Raw genomic sequence first — 16392 nt, forward strand, 5'->3', positions numbered from 1 at the left:
GAGTAGGGCGCGCCGGGAAATTTCCGGTCCCGCGAGGACGGTGCCCCGGCGGATTTTCCTCCGGGCGGCCGACCATCGGCCGTTTGACCGGACGAGGTCGTCCCGACCGGGAACGCCCGGGCCGCTTCACTGCAAACCGAGGTCCGCATCGTGACCACGAAACCGTCCCCCACCGGGCACCCCGGCGACGTGTACGAACTGGCGCCCGGGCCCGCCCCGTACGAGGCGTGACGGGCCCGGGGTCGGCGTCCGGGGTGCGGTTAGAAGACGATCTTGTAGTCCGCCGAGTTCTTCATCAGGGCCGTGCTGCTGCTACGCGACTCGAAGGGCCGCTTCCAGTCGCCCGTGGCCCGGTAGTAGAACGTCCGGCCGTTGGGGCCGTACGCGTAGAGGTCCGGGCGGCCGTCGCGGTTGGCGTCGCCGATCGCGACGAGCTGGTTGTACTCGTTCCAGCCGCCGCCGATCCGGGTACGGGGGGCGAAGCCGCCCTTGCCGTCGCCGAGGTGGAGCCAGAGGACTCCGGCCTTGTCGCGGGCGACCAGGTCACCGGCCCGGGCGCCCGCGATGTCGCCGACGGCGGCGATCTCGGTGTAGCCGCCCCAGCCGTGGCCCGCCTTCTTCCGGGTGCCGTAGCCGGGGCCCTCCTCCGGGCCGGTCCGGGGGTAGAACCACAGGTCGCCCTTGCGGTCGACGGCGACCAGGTCGGGCTGGCCGTCGCCGTTCAGGTCGCTGCCCGCCGCGACGCGGTCGTAGATGCCCCAGCCGTAGCCGATCTTCAGCCGTCCGTCGGCGGGGGAGCCGTCGGGGCCGTACTGGTACTCCCAGAAGTCGCCCTTCTTGTCGCGGGCGACGAAGGTGGCGCTGGAGTTCCGGAGGCCGGACGCCTCGATGAGGTCGTAGCCGCCCCAGCCGTCGCCCAGGAACTCCCGTCCCGTTCCGGCGAGCAGGCGGACCCCGTTGGTCCAGGTGTTGTGGGTGTCCTCGCGCCAGAGCCGGCCTCCGCCGTCGGTGACCAGGAGGTCCGGGGAGCCGTTGTTCGTCCAGTCGTGCGGGGCGGCGGACCGGCTGATGTTGATGCGCCCGGTGGCGGTGGCGGGCGGGCCGACGCGGTTCCACGGGGTGGCGGTCAGGGACCATTCGTAGGGGCCGTTCGGGCCGTAGAAGGTCTTGCCGTTCGCGGTCATGGTGCCGTCCCAGTAGAGGTACGGCGGATCGTCCTGGTCGCCGCCCGCGATCCAGGGCATCAGGTCGATCTTCGTCTCGGCCCCCGTATAGATATGACGGAGGGTCAGCTTGTAGTCGGCGCGGTAACGGCTGAGGGTCCAGCGGAAGGGCGCCGTGTCCCGGGTGAGATCGGCCGACTCCGGGACGTCGGACTTGATGAAGGTGATCTCCGTGGGGCGCCCGGTGGTGGCGGTCTTCACCACCGAGGGCCCGCCCGCCGCGCCGGTGATCCGGTAGAGGCCGTCGCCCTGGCCGACGAGCCCGCCGGGGACCACGAGGGAGCCGTCCGGCGCCTGCTCCAGGTCGTCGGTGCGGTCGAGGAGTCTCACCGGGGTGCCGCCGGTCGCGGGTACGGCGGAGAGCTGGAGGTTCGCCGGGCTCACATACCCGTCGGCGTCGATGCCGTACACGACCCAGCCGCCGGTCAGGCCGATGTGGTGGTAGTTCGCGTACGGCACGGCGGTACGGCGGACCGTGCCCGTGGCCCGGTCGGCGACGGCGAGGGTCGACTTCTTCGCGGACGAGTTCCGCTCCACCCAGGCGATGTGGTCCGCCGATACGGCCGTGGCGAGCGCGTCGGTCCCCTCTTCCGGGGTGTGGTGGCCGGTGGCGGCGGCGCTCGCGGTGGCCAGGTCGACGGCGACGATCCGCCGGTCCATATAGCGGAGCAGTACGGTGTCCTTCGTCGCCGCGGCCACGGACGGCTCGATGAGAAGCCCGTCCGGCAGCCCGGTCACATCCCGGCTGGTGACGACGCCCCCGCTACTGGTGACGAGCTTGATCTTCTGCCCGTCGCGAGCGATCACGGTCGAGCCCACGGCGCCGAGGTAGGTGTATCCCGGGACGGCCGCGGCGAGGTCGATCTCCGTACGGGTGCCGCTGCCGCCGCCCGACAGATCGGCCAGGGTCACCTTGCCCCGGCCCGGGGCCTCGGGGAGGGCGACGACATCGGACGCCGCGCCGAACTGCGTGGCGTAGGAGTGGGCGGTGCCGACGGGGGTGACGGAGCCGTCGGCGTACCGCACCCAGCCGAGGGCGTCGCCGCCGGTTCTGACGAGATACCCGGTCTCCCCGGCGAAGACGACCGAGGTGTGGGTCAGCGGCGGCAGATTCTCGTTTCTCGCCTTCGGCGGGGTGGCGGCGGACACGGCGGACACGGCGGTCGCAGCGACGGACGCCGTGGGTTCGGCGGACGCCGGGGCGGTCAGGGCCAGCGGGCCCGCCGTGACGGCGACGGCCACGGCGATCGCGGTGGTCAGCCGCGACCGCCGCTTCGAGCGGTGGTACCGGTGGTGGTGCGGACGGAGCGGTCGTGACACAGCGGTTCTCCCCCAACTGCCCGCCCCGGCCCCGGAACGGGCGGGGCTGCGGCGTACGGCGCCCCGGGCTTCGTACCAGCACCGCCCGGAGCGGTTTCCTGCCGGATGGCGGCAGGGGAAATCCCGATGATTTCCTTGTTTTCCATGACAGCCGAGCCGGGGGGATGGTTGTACGGGAGGGACCGGCGAGCCGCCTCAACCAGACTGGACCACAGGGTGGTTGAGGCGGCTTCCCGCCTACGGACGTCGGCGGGGAGACGGTCCCGGTCCCCCGCCGCTAGAACACGATCTTGTAGTCGGCCGAGTTGGTGTTCAGTACGGTGGCGGCCGTACGCGGCTTGAACGGTGCCGCCGCCTGGCCCGTACCGGCGTAGAAGTAGGTCTTGCCGCCCGGCCCGTACGCGTACAGATCGGCGCGGCCGTCGCGGTTGGCGTCGCCGATCCCGACGAGCTGGGTGTACTCGTTCCAGCCGCCGCCGATCCGGACGCGCAGTTCGAACGAGCCGTCCCAGCGGCCCTGGTAGAGCCAGAGGACCCCGTCCTTGTCCCGGGCCACCAGATCGCCGTAGGCGCTGCCCGCGACATCGCCGACGGATGTGACCTCGTTGTAGATGTCCCAGCCCCAGCCGACCTTCGTGCGCGGGCTGAAGGCGGTGGGCTGGGTGTCGGTCCCGGGGTGGAAGTACAGATCGCCCTTGGTGTCCACGGCCACCACGTCCGGGGTTCTGCCGCTGCCGTGCTGGCCGCCCCCCGCGATATGGGTGTACGTCTGCCAGCCCCAGCCGATCTTCACCCCGTCGTTGAAGGGGGTGCCGAAGCCGTTGTCGTGGTGGAGCCAGACGTCACCGGCGGCGTCCCGGCCGATGAACGCCGTCCGGCCCTGCTGGACTCCGATGGACTCGATCCGGTCGTACTTGCCGAAGCCGGAGCCCACCTGCTTACGCCCGGCGCCCTGGAGCGCCTCGGCGGTGGGCTGGCTGTGCTCGTCCTCGGCGGGGACGTACGGCTGATAGGAGGTGTCCTCGCGCCACAGCCGGCCCGCCCCGTCGGTGACCAGCAGGTCCGGGGAGCCGTTGTCCGTCCAGTCGTGCGGGGCCTTGGCCCGCTTGACGGTGAACGTGCCGGTCGCGGTGGCGGCCGGGCCGATGCCGTCCCTGGGGACCGCCTTCAGGGTCCACTTGTACGGCCCGGAGGGCGCGTACCCCCTGTTGTTCACGCCGCCGATCCGGCCGTCCCAGTCGAGCCGCGGCGGGAAGTCCGTACCGTAGTCGCCCCTTTCGACCCGGGTGGTGTACGTCGTACCGGTGGCGGGCTGCTCCAGGGTGAGGGTGTATTCGGCCTCGTGGCGGGAGAGTTCCCAGGTCGCCACCAGATTCTCCCGGTCGAGGTCGACCTCGGCGGGAACGTTCGACTTGAGGAAGGTGATGCGGGTGGTGTCCCCGGTGGTGGCGATCTTCTCGGCGGTCGCGGTACCGGACGGCGCGGTGACCCGGTAGACGCCCTCGTCGCGGTCGAGCGTGCCGCCGGTCACCAACACCGAGCCGTCGGCGGCCGGGTGCATCGCGAAGGCCCGGTCCATCAGCTTCACCGGGGCGCGGCCGTCGGCGGCGACGGGCACGGTGTTGATCCGGGCCTTGGCCGGGTCGGGCCCGTCGTAGTACAGGTACTCCGTGCCGTAGACCACCTGTCCGCCGGTCAGCCCGATGAGCGGCTGCCAGGCGTGCGGGATCACCGTGCGCCGGATCTCGGCGCCGGTCGCACGGTCGACCACGACCAGGTTCGAGGTGCTTCCGTGGCCCTTCTCGGGGGACTCGATCCAGGCCATGTGCTCCGGCGTGGCCGCGGCGGCCATCGAGGAGAACCGGCCGGTGCCGATGGCGTGCACACCGGTCGCGGTCGCGGCGGCCGTGTCGATGACCGCGAGCTGGTTGCTTTCGAGCCGGACGACGGCCGTCCCCGGCCCCGATCCGATGACCCCGACTATCGACCGGGCCATCGGCGGCAGTCCGGTGACCTCGCGGTCGGTGACGTTCTCCCCGGACTTGCCGAGCAGTCTGATCGAGTTGCCCGCGTTGACGACGACGGTGCCGCCCACGGCGCCCAGGTACTTGTACCCGGTCGGCAGGTCGATCACGGTCTTCGTGCCGGGGGCTCCGGCGCTCAGATCGGTCAGGGTGATCTTCCGCTCGGTGGCGTCACCCGGCAGCACCAGCACGTCGTCGACGGCACCGGCGTACCTCAGTTCCTGGTGCCCGTAGGTCGCGACGGGGGTGACCGAGCCGTCGCTGGTACGGACCCAGCTCGCCGTGTACTGGTGAGTCGTCCCGTCCATCGGGGACCGGACGAGATAGCCGGTCTTCCCGGCGCTGAGCACCTGCGCGTGTTTGGCGATCTTCGGCAGGTTCTCGTTACGGGGCTGCTGTACGGCGCCGGACGCGACCGACGCCGTCACCGGTTCGGCGACGGCGGGCGCGGACAGCGCGAGGGGTCCCGCCGTGGCGGCGAGGGCCACGGCGACCGCGACGGCCGTCCTGCCCCGGGCCGGGCTCCGGCGGGCGGGCAGAGGGGATCGGGATATCCGGTTCATGGTCGGGTCTCCTAGAAAACGATCTTGTAGTCGGCGGAGTCGGTCGCCAGCACGGTCGTCGCCGTACGCGGCTTGAACGGCTGCGCCGCGTTCCCCGTACCGGCGTAGAAGAAGGTCCGGCCGTTCGGCCCGTACGCGTACAGATCGGCCCGGCCGTCCCGGTCGGCGTCGCCGATTCCGACGAGCTGGGTGTACTCGTTCCAGCCCCCGCCGATCCGGATCCGCGCCTCGAAGGTGCCGTCCGCCTTGCCCTGGTAGAGCCAGAGCACCCCGGCCGTGTCCCGGGCCACCAGATCGCCGAAGGACGTGCCCGCGATATCGCCGACGGACTCGACCTCGTTGTCGATGTCCCAGCCCCAGCCGACCTTCTTCCGCGCCGCGAGGGCGTTGGGGGTGCTGTTCGTGCCGGTGTGGAGGTACAGATCGCCCTTGCCGTCCACGGCCACCACGTCCGGGATGTCGTCGGCGTTCTGCCGACCGCCACCGGTGATCCCGGTATACGTCTGCCAGCCCCAGCCGATCTTCGTTGCCCGGCCGTCGACACCCCCGGCCTCGTCGGTGTGGTGCAGCCACAGATCACCCGCCGCGTCCCGGCCGATGAACGCGGGCACCGAGTGGTGCGTGCCGATGGACTGGATCCGGTTGTACTTGCCCCAGCCGCCGCCCACCTGCTCACGGGGCGGACCTTCGAGCACCATGGCATCGCCCACCTGGCGGAAGTGGGTGTCCTGACGCCACAGCCGGCCCGCCCCGTCGGTGACGAGTACGTCCGGGGAGCCGTTGTCCGTCCAGTCGTGCGGCGTCTTCGACCGCCTGACGTCGATCGTGCCGGTGGCCTCGGCCGACGGGCCGATGCCGTCGTGCGGCGTGGCCGTCACGGTCCATTTGTACCGGCCCGACCGGGCGTAGGCCCGGTTCGCCCCGTCACCGATGGTGCCGTCCCATTGGAGCATGGGCGCCGACTCGGGGTTCAGGGGATCCCCGGTGCCCAGGACCCGGGTGTGCTTCACACCGGTCGCCGGCTGTTCGAGGGTGAGGGTGAAGTCCGCCCGGTGCCGGGAGAACTCCCAATGGGCCTTCAGAACGCCGCTGTCGAGGTTCACCACGGCGGGCATGTCCGTCGACCGGAACGAGATCCGGGTGGTGTCGTCGCTCGACGCGACCTTGGTGACCGACGGCCCGGCGGCCGTATCGGCGACCCGGTAGACGCCCTCCTCCCGCTCCACCGTGCCGCCGGTCACCAGGACCGATCCGTCGGGGGCCGGGACCATGCCGAAGGCCCGGTCGAGGATCTTCACGGGGGTGCCGCCGCCGACGGGTGCGGCGTTGATCGCCGCCTCGGCGGCGGTGGGCCCGCTGTCGGCGTCGTAGGCCGTGCCGTAGAGCACCCGGTCGCCGGAGAGTGCGACCATCGGCCAGTCCGCATGGGGGAGTTCGGTACGCCGCAGCTCGGCGCCGGTCGTCCGGTCCACGACCACCAGCGTCGACGGGTCGGTGTGTCCGCGCGGGGTCTCCAGCCAGGCCAGACGTGTGGCGGAGACCGCCACCGACAGGCGGGCGTAGAAGTCGGTCGCGGTGACTTCGTGCAGACTCGTCACGGCGGCGGTGGCGAGGTCGACGACCGCGATCCGGTTGCCCGACAGCCGGACGACGGCCGCGTCCGGCGCCACCGCGTCGATCCCGACGACGGTCTGTCCGGCGGGGAGCCCGGTCACCTGACGCCCGGTTTGCGCGCCGCCGGACTTGGAGATCAGCTCGACCCGGGCGCCGTCGGAGGCGATGACGGTGGAACCCGTGTGGGCCCGGTACGTGAGCGCGCCCGAAAGGCTGATCACGGTCTTGGTGCCGGGGGCTCCGGCGCTCAGATCGGTCAGTGTCACCCGCTCGCCGTCCACCTCTCCGGGCAGCACGACGACATCCGACATCCAGCCGGTGGGGACCTCCTGGCCGGAGGTGTACCGCTTGAGCGGGGTCACCGAGCCGTCGCTCGTACGGACCCAGCTCAGGGTGTACGTCCCGGTCGCCGGGTCGAGGCCGGACCGGACGAGATACCCGGACTGCCCGGCGCTGAGCACCCGGGCGCCCCTGGCGAGCCGCGGCGGGTTCTCGTTCCGCCGTGACTGCCCCGAGGCGGTGGCCGCGGCATTCGCGGTTGCCGCGACCACCGCGGTCTGGGGGGACTTCGTCGTCGTGCCCGGTGCCGCGACGGCGGGGGACATCAGGGCCAGCGGGCCCGCCGTGACGGCGAGCGCCACGGCGGCGGCCGTGGTCAGCCGACCGCGACCGCCCCGTCCGGACTTGTGCTGAGCAATGGGGGGTTGCGACAAGGTCTGTCCTCTCACATCGGGAATCCATCACGATTTCCGTAACTTCTGTGACAAGTGGTGTGAGAGGAAGGTTGTAGAGCTATTTCACGGTGATAGCTGACACGTGGTAAAGGCCGGGATCAGAACACGACTTTGTAGTCGGTGGAATTGACGGACAGTACGGTGCTGGCCGTACGGGGCTTGAACGGTGTCGCGGCCTGGCCCGTACCGGCGTAGAAGAAGGTCCGGCCGTTCGGCCCGTACGCGTAGAGATCGGCCCGGCCGTCCCGGTTTCCGTCGCCGATCCCGACGAGTTGGGTGTACTCGTTCCAGCCCCCGCCGATCCGGCTGCGGGGGGCGAAGGTGCCGTCGCCCCTGCCCTGGTAGAGCCAGAGCACCCCGGACTTGTCCCGGGCCACCAGATCACCGGCGGGGCCGCCCGCGATGTTCCCGACGGCGGTGATCTCGTTGTAGATGTCCCAGCCCCAGCCGTTCTTGAACTTGGGCGCGAAGGGCACGTTCTGACGGCCCGTCCCCTTGTAGTAGTAGAGGTCGCCGTTCGGCTGGACGGCCACCATGTCGGTGATGCCGTCGGCGTCGATGTCGCTGCCGCCCGCGATCCGGTCGTAGACCTGCCAGCCGCCGCCGATCCGGGTCTCCTGGCGGTCGGGCGAGCCGAAGCCGTCCGCGTGGTGCAGCCAGAGCCCGCCGGTGGTGTCGCGGGCTACGACCGCCGTCCTGCCCTGCTGGACGCCTACGGACTCGATCAGGTCGTACTTGTCCCAGCCGGTGCCGACCTGCTTCCGCTCGACGCCGCTGAACACCTCCACGCCGTTCACCCGGGTGTTGTGGGTGTCCTCGCGCCACAGCCGCCCGGCCCCGTCGGTGACCAGGAGGTCCGGGGAGCCGTTCTCGGTCCAGTCGTGCGGGGACTTGGCCCGCTTGACGGTGAAGGTGCCCGTCTCGGTGGCGGCCGGGCCGATGCCGTCCCAGGGGGTGGCCGTCAGGGTCCAGGTGTACTGGCCCAGCGGGGCGTACCGTTCGGCGCCGGGCGCGCCGATGGTGCCGTCCCAGTTGAAGAACGGGGCCGTGTACATATCGCCGCCGCCCGCGCGGAAGTCGAGGTCGACGGTGTGCTTGATGCCCCGGGCGGGCTGCTCCAGGGTGAGGGTGAAGTCGGCCTGGTGCCGGGAGAGTTCCCAGCGGGCCCTCAGCGTGCCGGTGTCGAGGTCGACCTCGGCCGGTACGTCGGACTTCAGGAAGGAGATCCGGGTGGTGTCCCCGGTGTCCGCGATCTTCTCGGCATCGGACAAGGGGGTGTCGGGCGCGATCCGGTAGACCCCGTCGCCCGCGTGGACCGAACCGCCGGAGACCAGGAGCGTGCCGTCGGCCGCCGGGGCGAGGGCGAAGCCCCGGTCGAGGACCTGGGTGCCCTCGCCGCCGCCGCTGACCGGGGTGACGACGGTCGCCGCGCGCCCGACGGTGGGCCGCTCGTGGGGGTCGTACGCCGGGCCGTGGACGACCTTGTCGCCGGTGAGGCCGACGAACGAGCGGTGGGCGTACGTCACCGGCGCGGTCCAGCACACGCCAGAGGTCCGGTCGAAGACCTCCAGTTCGGACGCCGGGTCGGAGGTGACCCGGAGGTTCCAGACCACGGCGACATGGGTGGCCGAGACGGCGACGGCGACGGCTTCGCGGTCCGTTCCGCCGCCGAGGATCGGGGCGGCGCTCGCGGCGGTCAGGTCGATCGTCAGGAACTGGTTTCCCGCCAGGCCGACGACCGCTGTGCCGGGCCGGGCGGCGGTCAGATACTGCGGCCCGGCGCCGTGGGGCGTCTCGGTGACCAGACGGTCGGTGACGGTGTCACCGGACTTGGCCAGCAGCCGGACCTCGTGGCCCTTCGCGGCGACGACGGTGGCGCCCACCGCGCCCAGATACCGGTATCCGGCCGGGAGTTCGATCACGGTCCTGGTGCCGGGCGCCCCGGTACTCAGATCGGTCAGCGTCACCGTCTGCCCGGCCGCGTCGCCCGGCAGTACGACGGTGTCGGAGACCGCGCCCAAGTGCTGGACGCCCCGGCCCTCGTACTCCTTGAGCGGGGTCACCGAACCGTCGGCGGTCCTGACCCAGCTGAGGGTCCGCTTGCCGTTCGCGGCGACCGGGGACTCGATGAGATAGCCGCTCGATCCGGCGGCCACCACCTCGGAGCCCTTGGTGAGCCGCGGCAGGTTCTGGTTCCGCTGCCGCTCCTCGGCCGTCGTGGCCGACACCGGCTTGACGTCCGCGGCGGCGGGCGATGCCAGGGCCAGTGGTCCGGCGGTGACCGCGATCGCCACGGCGATCGCGGTCCCGAGCCGGGTCCGCGAGCCGGATACCTGGTTCCGTCGGGTCTTCGTCATACGCTTCCCCCTCCGTCCGCCGGGCGCGACGGCCCGGCGTCTTCGTCCGGCCGCCTTCCGGCCGCCGGGTCCTCTGCCCCCGTCCCCCGGGCGGTCCGCCCGGATCACCGGGTGATGGGCGGACCGCCGCGAGTCGGCGCGTACCGGTTGGTCGGGCCGGTACGGACGCGGGGTACGACCCGGGAGACCCGGCGATGGTTGTACGGCTCCCGCCCGTCGCGCGGTGATAGCCCGCCGGGGCCGGTGGGGCGTACGGGAGAGCCGGGATCCCCCGGCGGCCGGGTTCAGTGTGCGTGCGGCATCCCCGTGGTGTCGGGACGGCCGCGCGGCACCAGGAGTACGGAGAGCAGCGCGCTCGCCCCCGCCACGATCGCCAGCAGCAGATACGCGTCCGTGAAGGCGCCGGACGCGGTTCCGGTGATGCCCGCCGCCGCGACCGTGGAGACGGCGGCGACCCCGACCGAACCGCCCACCTCGTGGAAGGTGTTGACCACCCCGGAGGCGAGCCCGGCCTCCTCGTGGGCGACCATCGCCAGCGCCGTCGTGGTGGCGGTGACGAAGACCGCGCCGACCCCGAGGGACGCCACCACGAGACCCGGCAGGAACACCCCGTACACCGATGTGCCGTCGGAGAGCAGGGCGAGCGGTACGGCGCCGATCGTGGTGACCGCCATCCCGCCGGCCGCGCAGGCCCGGCTGCCGAGGGTGCCGACGAGCCGGGAGCCGAGATGGGCCCCGGCGGCGACCCCGACCGCGACCGGCAGGAAGACCAGACCGGTCTCCAGCGCGCCGAAGCCCCTGATGTGCTGGAGGTAGACGGAGCCGAGGAAGAAGAACGAGATCAGCAGGGCCGTCGCGACCAGCATCAGGAACGAACCGGCCAGCACCGGGCGGCGGGTGAACATCCGCAGATCCATCAGCGGTGCCCGGGTGGCCCGTTCGACCAGGGCGAAGGCGGCGTAGAGGGCTACGGAGCCGAAGAGGGCGAGCAGGGTGGGTCCGTCGCCCCAGCCGTCGTCGCCCGCGCGGACCAGACCGTAGATCAGGGCGCCGGTGGCGGCGGTGACCAGCAGCGCGCCGGGGGCGTCGAGCCGGACGCCGGGCGCGGGGGCGCGGCGCGGTACGAGGAGGGGGACGGCGGCCAGTACGGCGAGCCCGACGGGGACGTTGACGTAGAAGACCCATTCCCAGCCCGGTCCGTCGGTGAGCGCGCCGCCGGCCAGGACGCCGATGGCGGAGCCCGTACCGCCGATCGCGGCCCAGACTCCGAGCGCCTTGTGGCGTTCGGGGCCGTGGAAGGAGGTGGTGACGAAGGCGAGGGCGGCGGGCGACAGCAGGGCGGCGCCGACGCCCTGGGCGGCGCGGCCCGCGATCAGCCGGGCGGCGGTGTCGGCGAGGCCGGTGGCGAGGGACGCGGCGGTGAAGACGGCGAGGCCGGTCAGCATCACCGGCCGGGCGCCGAACGCGTCGGCGAGTCGTCCGCCGAGCAGCATCAGACCGCCGAAGCAGAGGGTGTAGACGGCGACGACCCAGGTCAGGGTGGCCCGGCCGAGGCCGAGGTCGGCGGCCATGTCGGGGAGCGCCACATTCACCACGGTGACATCGAGGACCAGCATGAACTGGGCCAGACAGATCACCGCGAGGGCCGCCCAGCGGCGGGGGTGCGCGGGGCCGGGCTCGTGATGCGCGGGGTGTGCGGGGTGCGGTGGGTGCGCGGGGGCTTGGTGTCCGGGCTGGTGGTGGGGGTGTTCCGTGGCGGTCATCGGGGCTCCTCGGCCTTCCGGTCCGGGTACGGACCTCTTCTTGAACTGTACGGTTCAGTTCATATGAACTCAACCGTACAGTTCAGATACGGGGGTACGATCGCCCCGTGGACCGCACCCCTGACCCCCACCCCCGCCCCACCGGCCCCCGCGCCGAACGCAAGCGGCAGGCCATCGTCACGGCCGCCCGGAAGCTCTTCCTCCGCGACGGCTTCGGGGTCGGCATGGACGCCATCGCCGCCGAGGCGGGCGTCTCGAAGGTGACCGTCTACAACCACTTCGGCAGCAAGGAAGCCCTCTTCACCGCCGTGGTCGCGGGCGCGCTCGACGAACCCGTCACCGACGGCGCCGCCACCGCCCGGCTGGACCGGCTGGCCGACGCGCCCGATCTGCGGGCCGCGTTCCTGGAGACGGCCCGGCACTGGGTGGCGGCGGTACGCGAGGACGGCGAGGTCGCGGCGCTGCGCGCCCTGGTCGCGGCCGAACTGCACCGCTTCCCCGAACTGGCCGACGCCTGGCAGCGGGGCGGCCCGACCCACCACCACCCCGAGGTCGCCGCCGTGCTCACGGCGCTGGTGGAACGGGGGCGGCTGGAGATCCCCGATCTGGAGGTCGCCACCATCCAGCTGCACGCCCTGCTGGTCCATCCGCATCTGGCCTTCGGCCACTACGGGGCGACCCTCGACGCCGCACTGACCGACCGGCTGCTGGTCAGCGGCGTCGACATGTTCCTGGGGCATTACGCGCCCCGCTGAGGCCCGTACGGCGGTCCGGACGCGGGTCCGGACCTCCGTCGAAGCCATGTCCGGGCCGTCGTCCGGGGCCACGCGCGGAGTTCACGTCCGGAGCCCGTCCGCGTACGACGCCGTACGGTCCGTACACCCGCCCCTGAGGCCCCGCCGCCCCGGCTATCCCCCGCCCCGCTGCCGCCGTCCCGCCTCCCGGGCCAGCTCCGCCACCCGCAGCCCCGCCTGGAACCTGGTCCGCGCCCCCAGGGTGTTCATGATCCGCCGCATCCGGCGCTCCACGGTCCGCTGCGCCACCCCCAGCCGCCGGGCGATGGCCCGGTCCGTGAGCCCCGAGGCGGAGAGCGCCAGCAGCCGCTCGTCGTCGTCCGAGAGACCGCCGCCGCGCCCCTCGGCCGGGCCGCCCGGGTAGAGCGGCAGGGCCCGCTGCCAGAGGAGTTCCCAGAGGCTCAGCAGACCGTCCAGCAGCGCCGACGAGCGCAGTACGAGGGCCGTCTCCCCGTCCCGTACCAGTGCCGCCGCCCGGTCCACCGCCAGCAGCGTCAGCGGCGCCTCCGCCAGGACCCGGCTCCGCTCCCCGAGCCGGGCCGCCGCCTCCCCGGCGGCGGCCAGCCGTTCGGGCGAGTCGAGCCAGCCGTGGTCGTAGATCGCCCGGCGGCGGACACCGCGGGCCGGTTCCCGGGGCGGTACGGGCGGTTCGCCGAGGGTCAGCACCTCCACCCGGGCGGTCTCCTGGAGCCGTAAGGCGAACCGGGCCGCCGCCTCCGGACCGCAGACCAGCGGCTCCACGGCCCGCCGGGCGCCCGCCGACCCGGCGCCGGACCGGAAGCCGTCGGCCAGCCCGGCGGCGACCAGCCGGGCCCGCTCGATCTCGGCCCGCCGCCGCAGGGCCAGGGCCTCCAGCGCCACTTCGGGCGGGGCCGGGCCGAACCGGGCCGGGCGGCCACCGGGCGCCCGGGCGACCAGGCCCCGCAGTTCGAGCGCCCGGATCCGGCGCCGGACCCGGGCGGGGTCCCAGCCGGTGGCGGCGGCGAGTTCGGCGACGGTCGCCCCGGGGCGGGCCAGCACCGCGCGGTAGAGGGCCTCCTCACCGGCCGGGACCCCGAGCGCGCCGAGCCCGTACGGTTCGCCGCCGGGCGGGTGCCGTTCGCCGCCGGGCTCGTACGACTCACCACCGGGCGCGGGCCGTTCGTCACCACACCCGTACGAGTCACCGCCGGACCCGGGCCGTTCGTCACCACGCCCGGCCGGTTCGCCACCGGGCCCGGGCCGTTCACCGCCCGACGTGCGCGGCCGCGCGCCGGGCCCGTACGGCTCCCCGGCCGCCGGGTCGTCCCCGCCCGTCCCCGTCATCCCGCAGCGCCCCCGCCCCGCTTCCGCCGACCGTGCAGGGAAAGGTACAGACCACTCGGCGCCGCATCTAGAGACCGGCGGCGGAAAGCCGACAGTGGCGGAAAGCCGCCCCGCCCGACCGGCTTCCGGAGTGGTCCAGACCAAGTAGCTTGACCAGTTGATCGTCTGAACGTCCTGAGCACGGCCACGCACCCCTTACCCCAGGGAGAGCCATGTTCAAGAAGAGAACCCCCCACCCATCCCCCCACCGGGGCCGCCGGCGCCCCCACCGGATCCGCAACCGCATTGCGGCGCTGGTCGCCGCCCTCGTCCTCCCCCTCGCCGGGCTGACCGGGCTCACCGCGTCGCCCGCCCAGGCCGCCGGAACCCTCACCGCCACCTTCACCACCGAGAACAACGGCTCCTGGTGGCGCGGTATCTACACCATCCGCAACAGCGGCACCGCCGCCGTCAACGGCTGGACCCTGGACTTCACCCTGCCACCCGGGGTCACCGTCACCGGGCACTACCACGGCGACGCCACCGTCACCGGCAACCGGGTCTCGGTGAAGAACGCCCACTACAACGGGACGATCCCGGCGGGCGGCACCAGCAACCCGTGGAGCTACTGGTTCATCGGCAACGGCCCGGTCGGCACCCCCACCGGATGCACCGTCAACGGCGACAAGTGCGACGGCACACCCGACGTACCGCCCACCGCGCCCGGCGCCCCGCAGATCGTCTCCGTCACCGCCAGGACCGCCGCGCTCTCCTGGCCCGCCTCCTCCCCCGGCGACTACCAGGTCGCCTCGTACGACGTCTTCAGCAACGGCGTCCTCGTCGCCAACACCACCACCACCGACGCCACCGTCACCGGCCTCACCCCGGCGACCGCGTACACCTTCACCGTCCGCGCCAAGGACACCCGGGGCAATACCGGCCCGCTGAGCCCACCGGCGAATGCCCGTACGGTCGACCCGGCGAGCGACCCCGTACCACCGAGCGCGCCCACCGATCTGCGCTCCACCGCCAAGACCGCCACCACGGCGGCCCTCGCCTGGAACGCCTCCACCGACAACGTCGCCGTCGCCGCCTACGACGTCTACCGGGGCACGACCCTGGTCAAGACGGTCGGCGCGGCCACCACCACGACCACCGTCACCGGTCTGTCGCCCGCGACCGCGTACACCTTCACCGTGAAGGCCCGCGACACCGCCGACAACTCCTCCGCCCCCTCCAACGCCCTGCGCGTCACCACCGACGACGTCGCCGGACCCGGGAACTACCTCAAGGTCGGCTACTTCATCCAGTGGGGCCTCTACGGCCGGCAGTACTTCGTCAAGAACCTCGACACCTCCGGCGCCGCCGCCAAGCTCGATGTCGTCAACTACGCCTTCGAGAACATCGACCCGGTGAATCTGACCTGCCAGGCGGGCGTCACCAAGGGCGTCTCCGGCAACCCCCAGGACCCCGACGAGGGCACCGGCGCCGGGGACGCGGACGCCGACTACGCCCGGCCCTTCTCCGCCGCCCAGTCCGTGGACGGCGTCGCCGACGACGGCTGGGCCAAACTGCGCGGCAACTTCAACCAGATCAAGAAGCTGAAGGCCAAGCACCCGCACCTCAAGTTCGTGGTCTCCCTCGGCGGCTGGACCTTCTCCAAGTTCTTCTCGGACGCCGCCGCCACCCCGGCCTCCCGGGAGAAGTTCGTCCGCTCCTGCGTCGACGTCTGGATCAAGGGCAATCTGCCCGTCTACAACGGCGCGGGCGGCCCCGGCACCGGCGCCGGGGTCTTCGACGGCATCGACATCGACTGGGAGTGGCCGGGCTCCGAAGGCCATCCCGGTAATATCTTCCGCCCGCAGGACAAGGACAATCTGACTGCCCTGCTGGCCGAGTTCCGCCGTCAGCTCGACGCGCTCGGCGGCGAGCACCGGCTGCTCACGGCCTTCACCCCGGCCGACCCGGCGAAGATCGCGGCGGGCTGGGACCTGACGAAGATCTTCGACTATCTGGACTTCGCCAACGTCCAGGGGTACGACTTCCACGGCTCCGGCAGCGACAACTCGTGGGAACCCCTCCGCACCGGCCACCAGGCCAATCTGCACCGGGACGCCCAGGATCCGTACCCGTTCGACTTCAGTATCGAGAAGGCCGTCCAGACCTATCTCGACGCCGGGGTCAACCCGCGGAAGCTGACCGTCGGCTTCCCGTTCTACGGCCGCGGCTGGAAGGACGTGGCCGCCGGGCCCGCGGGCACCAACGGCGAATGGCAGACCGCGAACGGCGCGGCACCCGGCCAGTTCCCGGAGGAGGCCGGGATCCGCGGGTACGCCAATATGCTCGCCGCCTATCCGAATATGACCGTCCACCACGACGCCCAGTCGATCTCCACCTACGGCTACACCGGACCCGGCGGCACCTGGTGGAGCTTCGACGACGCCTGGTCCATCGGGAAGAAAACCGACTGGATCAAGGCCAAGGGCCTGCTCGGCGGCATGGTCTGGGAGATGTCCGGCGACACCCCGAACGGCACCTTGATGAACGCCCTGCACACCGGACTCCCGTGACCCCGGCCACCCCGGCCGGGACACCGGTCCCGATCCGGACCACCGTGATCCGCGCCCGGCGGCGGTGACCGGTGGAGCCGCGGCGGCCGGACGCCCACGCCCGGCCCCCCCGCCCCACACCCCCGCGCCGCGGACGGCACACCCAC

At 72.5% G+C, this 16392-nt stretch carries 8 protein-coding genes; 2 read left to right on the plus strand and 6 right to left on the minus strand.

Annotated features, from left to right (window positions below; all coding sequences use genetic code 11):
* Nucleotides 1–260: 260 nt before the first annotated feature.
* From AB0G74_RS19925 to AB0G74_RS19945, 5 genes are all read right to left on the minus strand, one after another.
* Complete coding sequence (locus AB0G74_RS19925; protein ID WP_361147959.1) at nt 261–2543, minus strand: VCBS repeat-containing protein; 2283 nt, start codon at nt 2541–2543, stop codon at nt 261–263.
* Between the two features lie 277 nt (nt 2544–2820).
* Nucleotides 2821–5130, minus strand: coding sequence for a hypothetical protein (locus tag AB0G74_RS19930; RefSeq protein ID WP_361147961.1), 2310 nt, complete (start codon nt 5128–5130; stop codon nt 2821–2823).
* An 11-nt stretch (nt 5131–5141) separates the two neighbouring features.
* A complete protein-coding gene (locus tag AB0G74_RS19935) occupies nt 5142–7457 on the minus strand; it encodes a VCBS repeat-containing protein (protein ID WP_361147963.1) in 2316 nt (771 codons plus the stop codon).
* A gap of 119 nt (nt 7458–7576) precedes the next feature.
* Entirely contained in the window at nt 7577–9835 is a 2259-nt protein-coding gene (locus AB0G74_RS19940; protein ID WP_361147965.1) for a VCBS repeat-containing protein, read from the minus strand.
* Nucleotides 9836–10119: 284 nt separating this feature from the next.
* Nucleotides 10120–11598, minus strand: coding sequence for an MFS transporter (locus AB0G74_RS19945; RefSeq protein WP_361147967.1), 1479 nt, complete (start codon nt 11596–11598; stop codon nt 10120–10122).
* 107 nt (nt 11599–11705) lie between these two features.
* Here AB0G74_RS19945 and AB0G74_RS19950 point away from each other — a divergent pair, with 107 nt between their 5' ends.
* The gene (locus AB0G74_RS19950; RefSeq protein WP_361147969.1) at nt 11706–12353 is read left to right on the plus strand and encodes a TetR/AcrR family transcriptional regulator; all 648 of its coding nucleotides are present in this window, start codon (nt 11706–11708) and stop codon (nt 12351–12353) included.
* A 153-nt stretch (nt 12354–12506) separates the two neighbouring features.
* Here AB0G74_RS19950 and AB0G74_RS19955 read toward each other — a convergent pair whose 3' ends face one another.
* Entirely contained in the window at nt 12507–13697 is a 1191-nt protein-coding gene (locus tag AB0G74_RS19955; protein ID WP_361147971.1) for a winged helix-turn-helix transcriptional regulator, read from the minus strand.
* Nucleotides 13698–13909: 212 nt separating this feature from the next.
* On the opposite strand from AB0G74_RS19955, the gene AB0G74_RS19960 reads away from it, so the two are divergent.
* The gene (locus AB0G74_RS19960; RefSeq protein WP_361147973.1) at nt 13910–16246 is read left to right on the plus strand and encodes a glycosyl hydrolase family 18 protein; all 2337 of its coding nucleotides are present in this window, start codon (nt 13910–13912) and stop codon (nt 16244–16246) included.
* Nucleotides 16247–16392: the final 146 nt, after the last annotated feature.

The sequence above is a fragment of the Streptomyces sp. NPDC020875 genome, assembly GCF_040641415.1.
Lineage (GTDB): Bacteria > Actinomycetota > Actinomycetes > Streptomycetales > Streptomycetaceae > Streptomyces.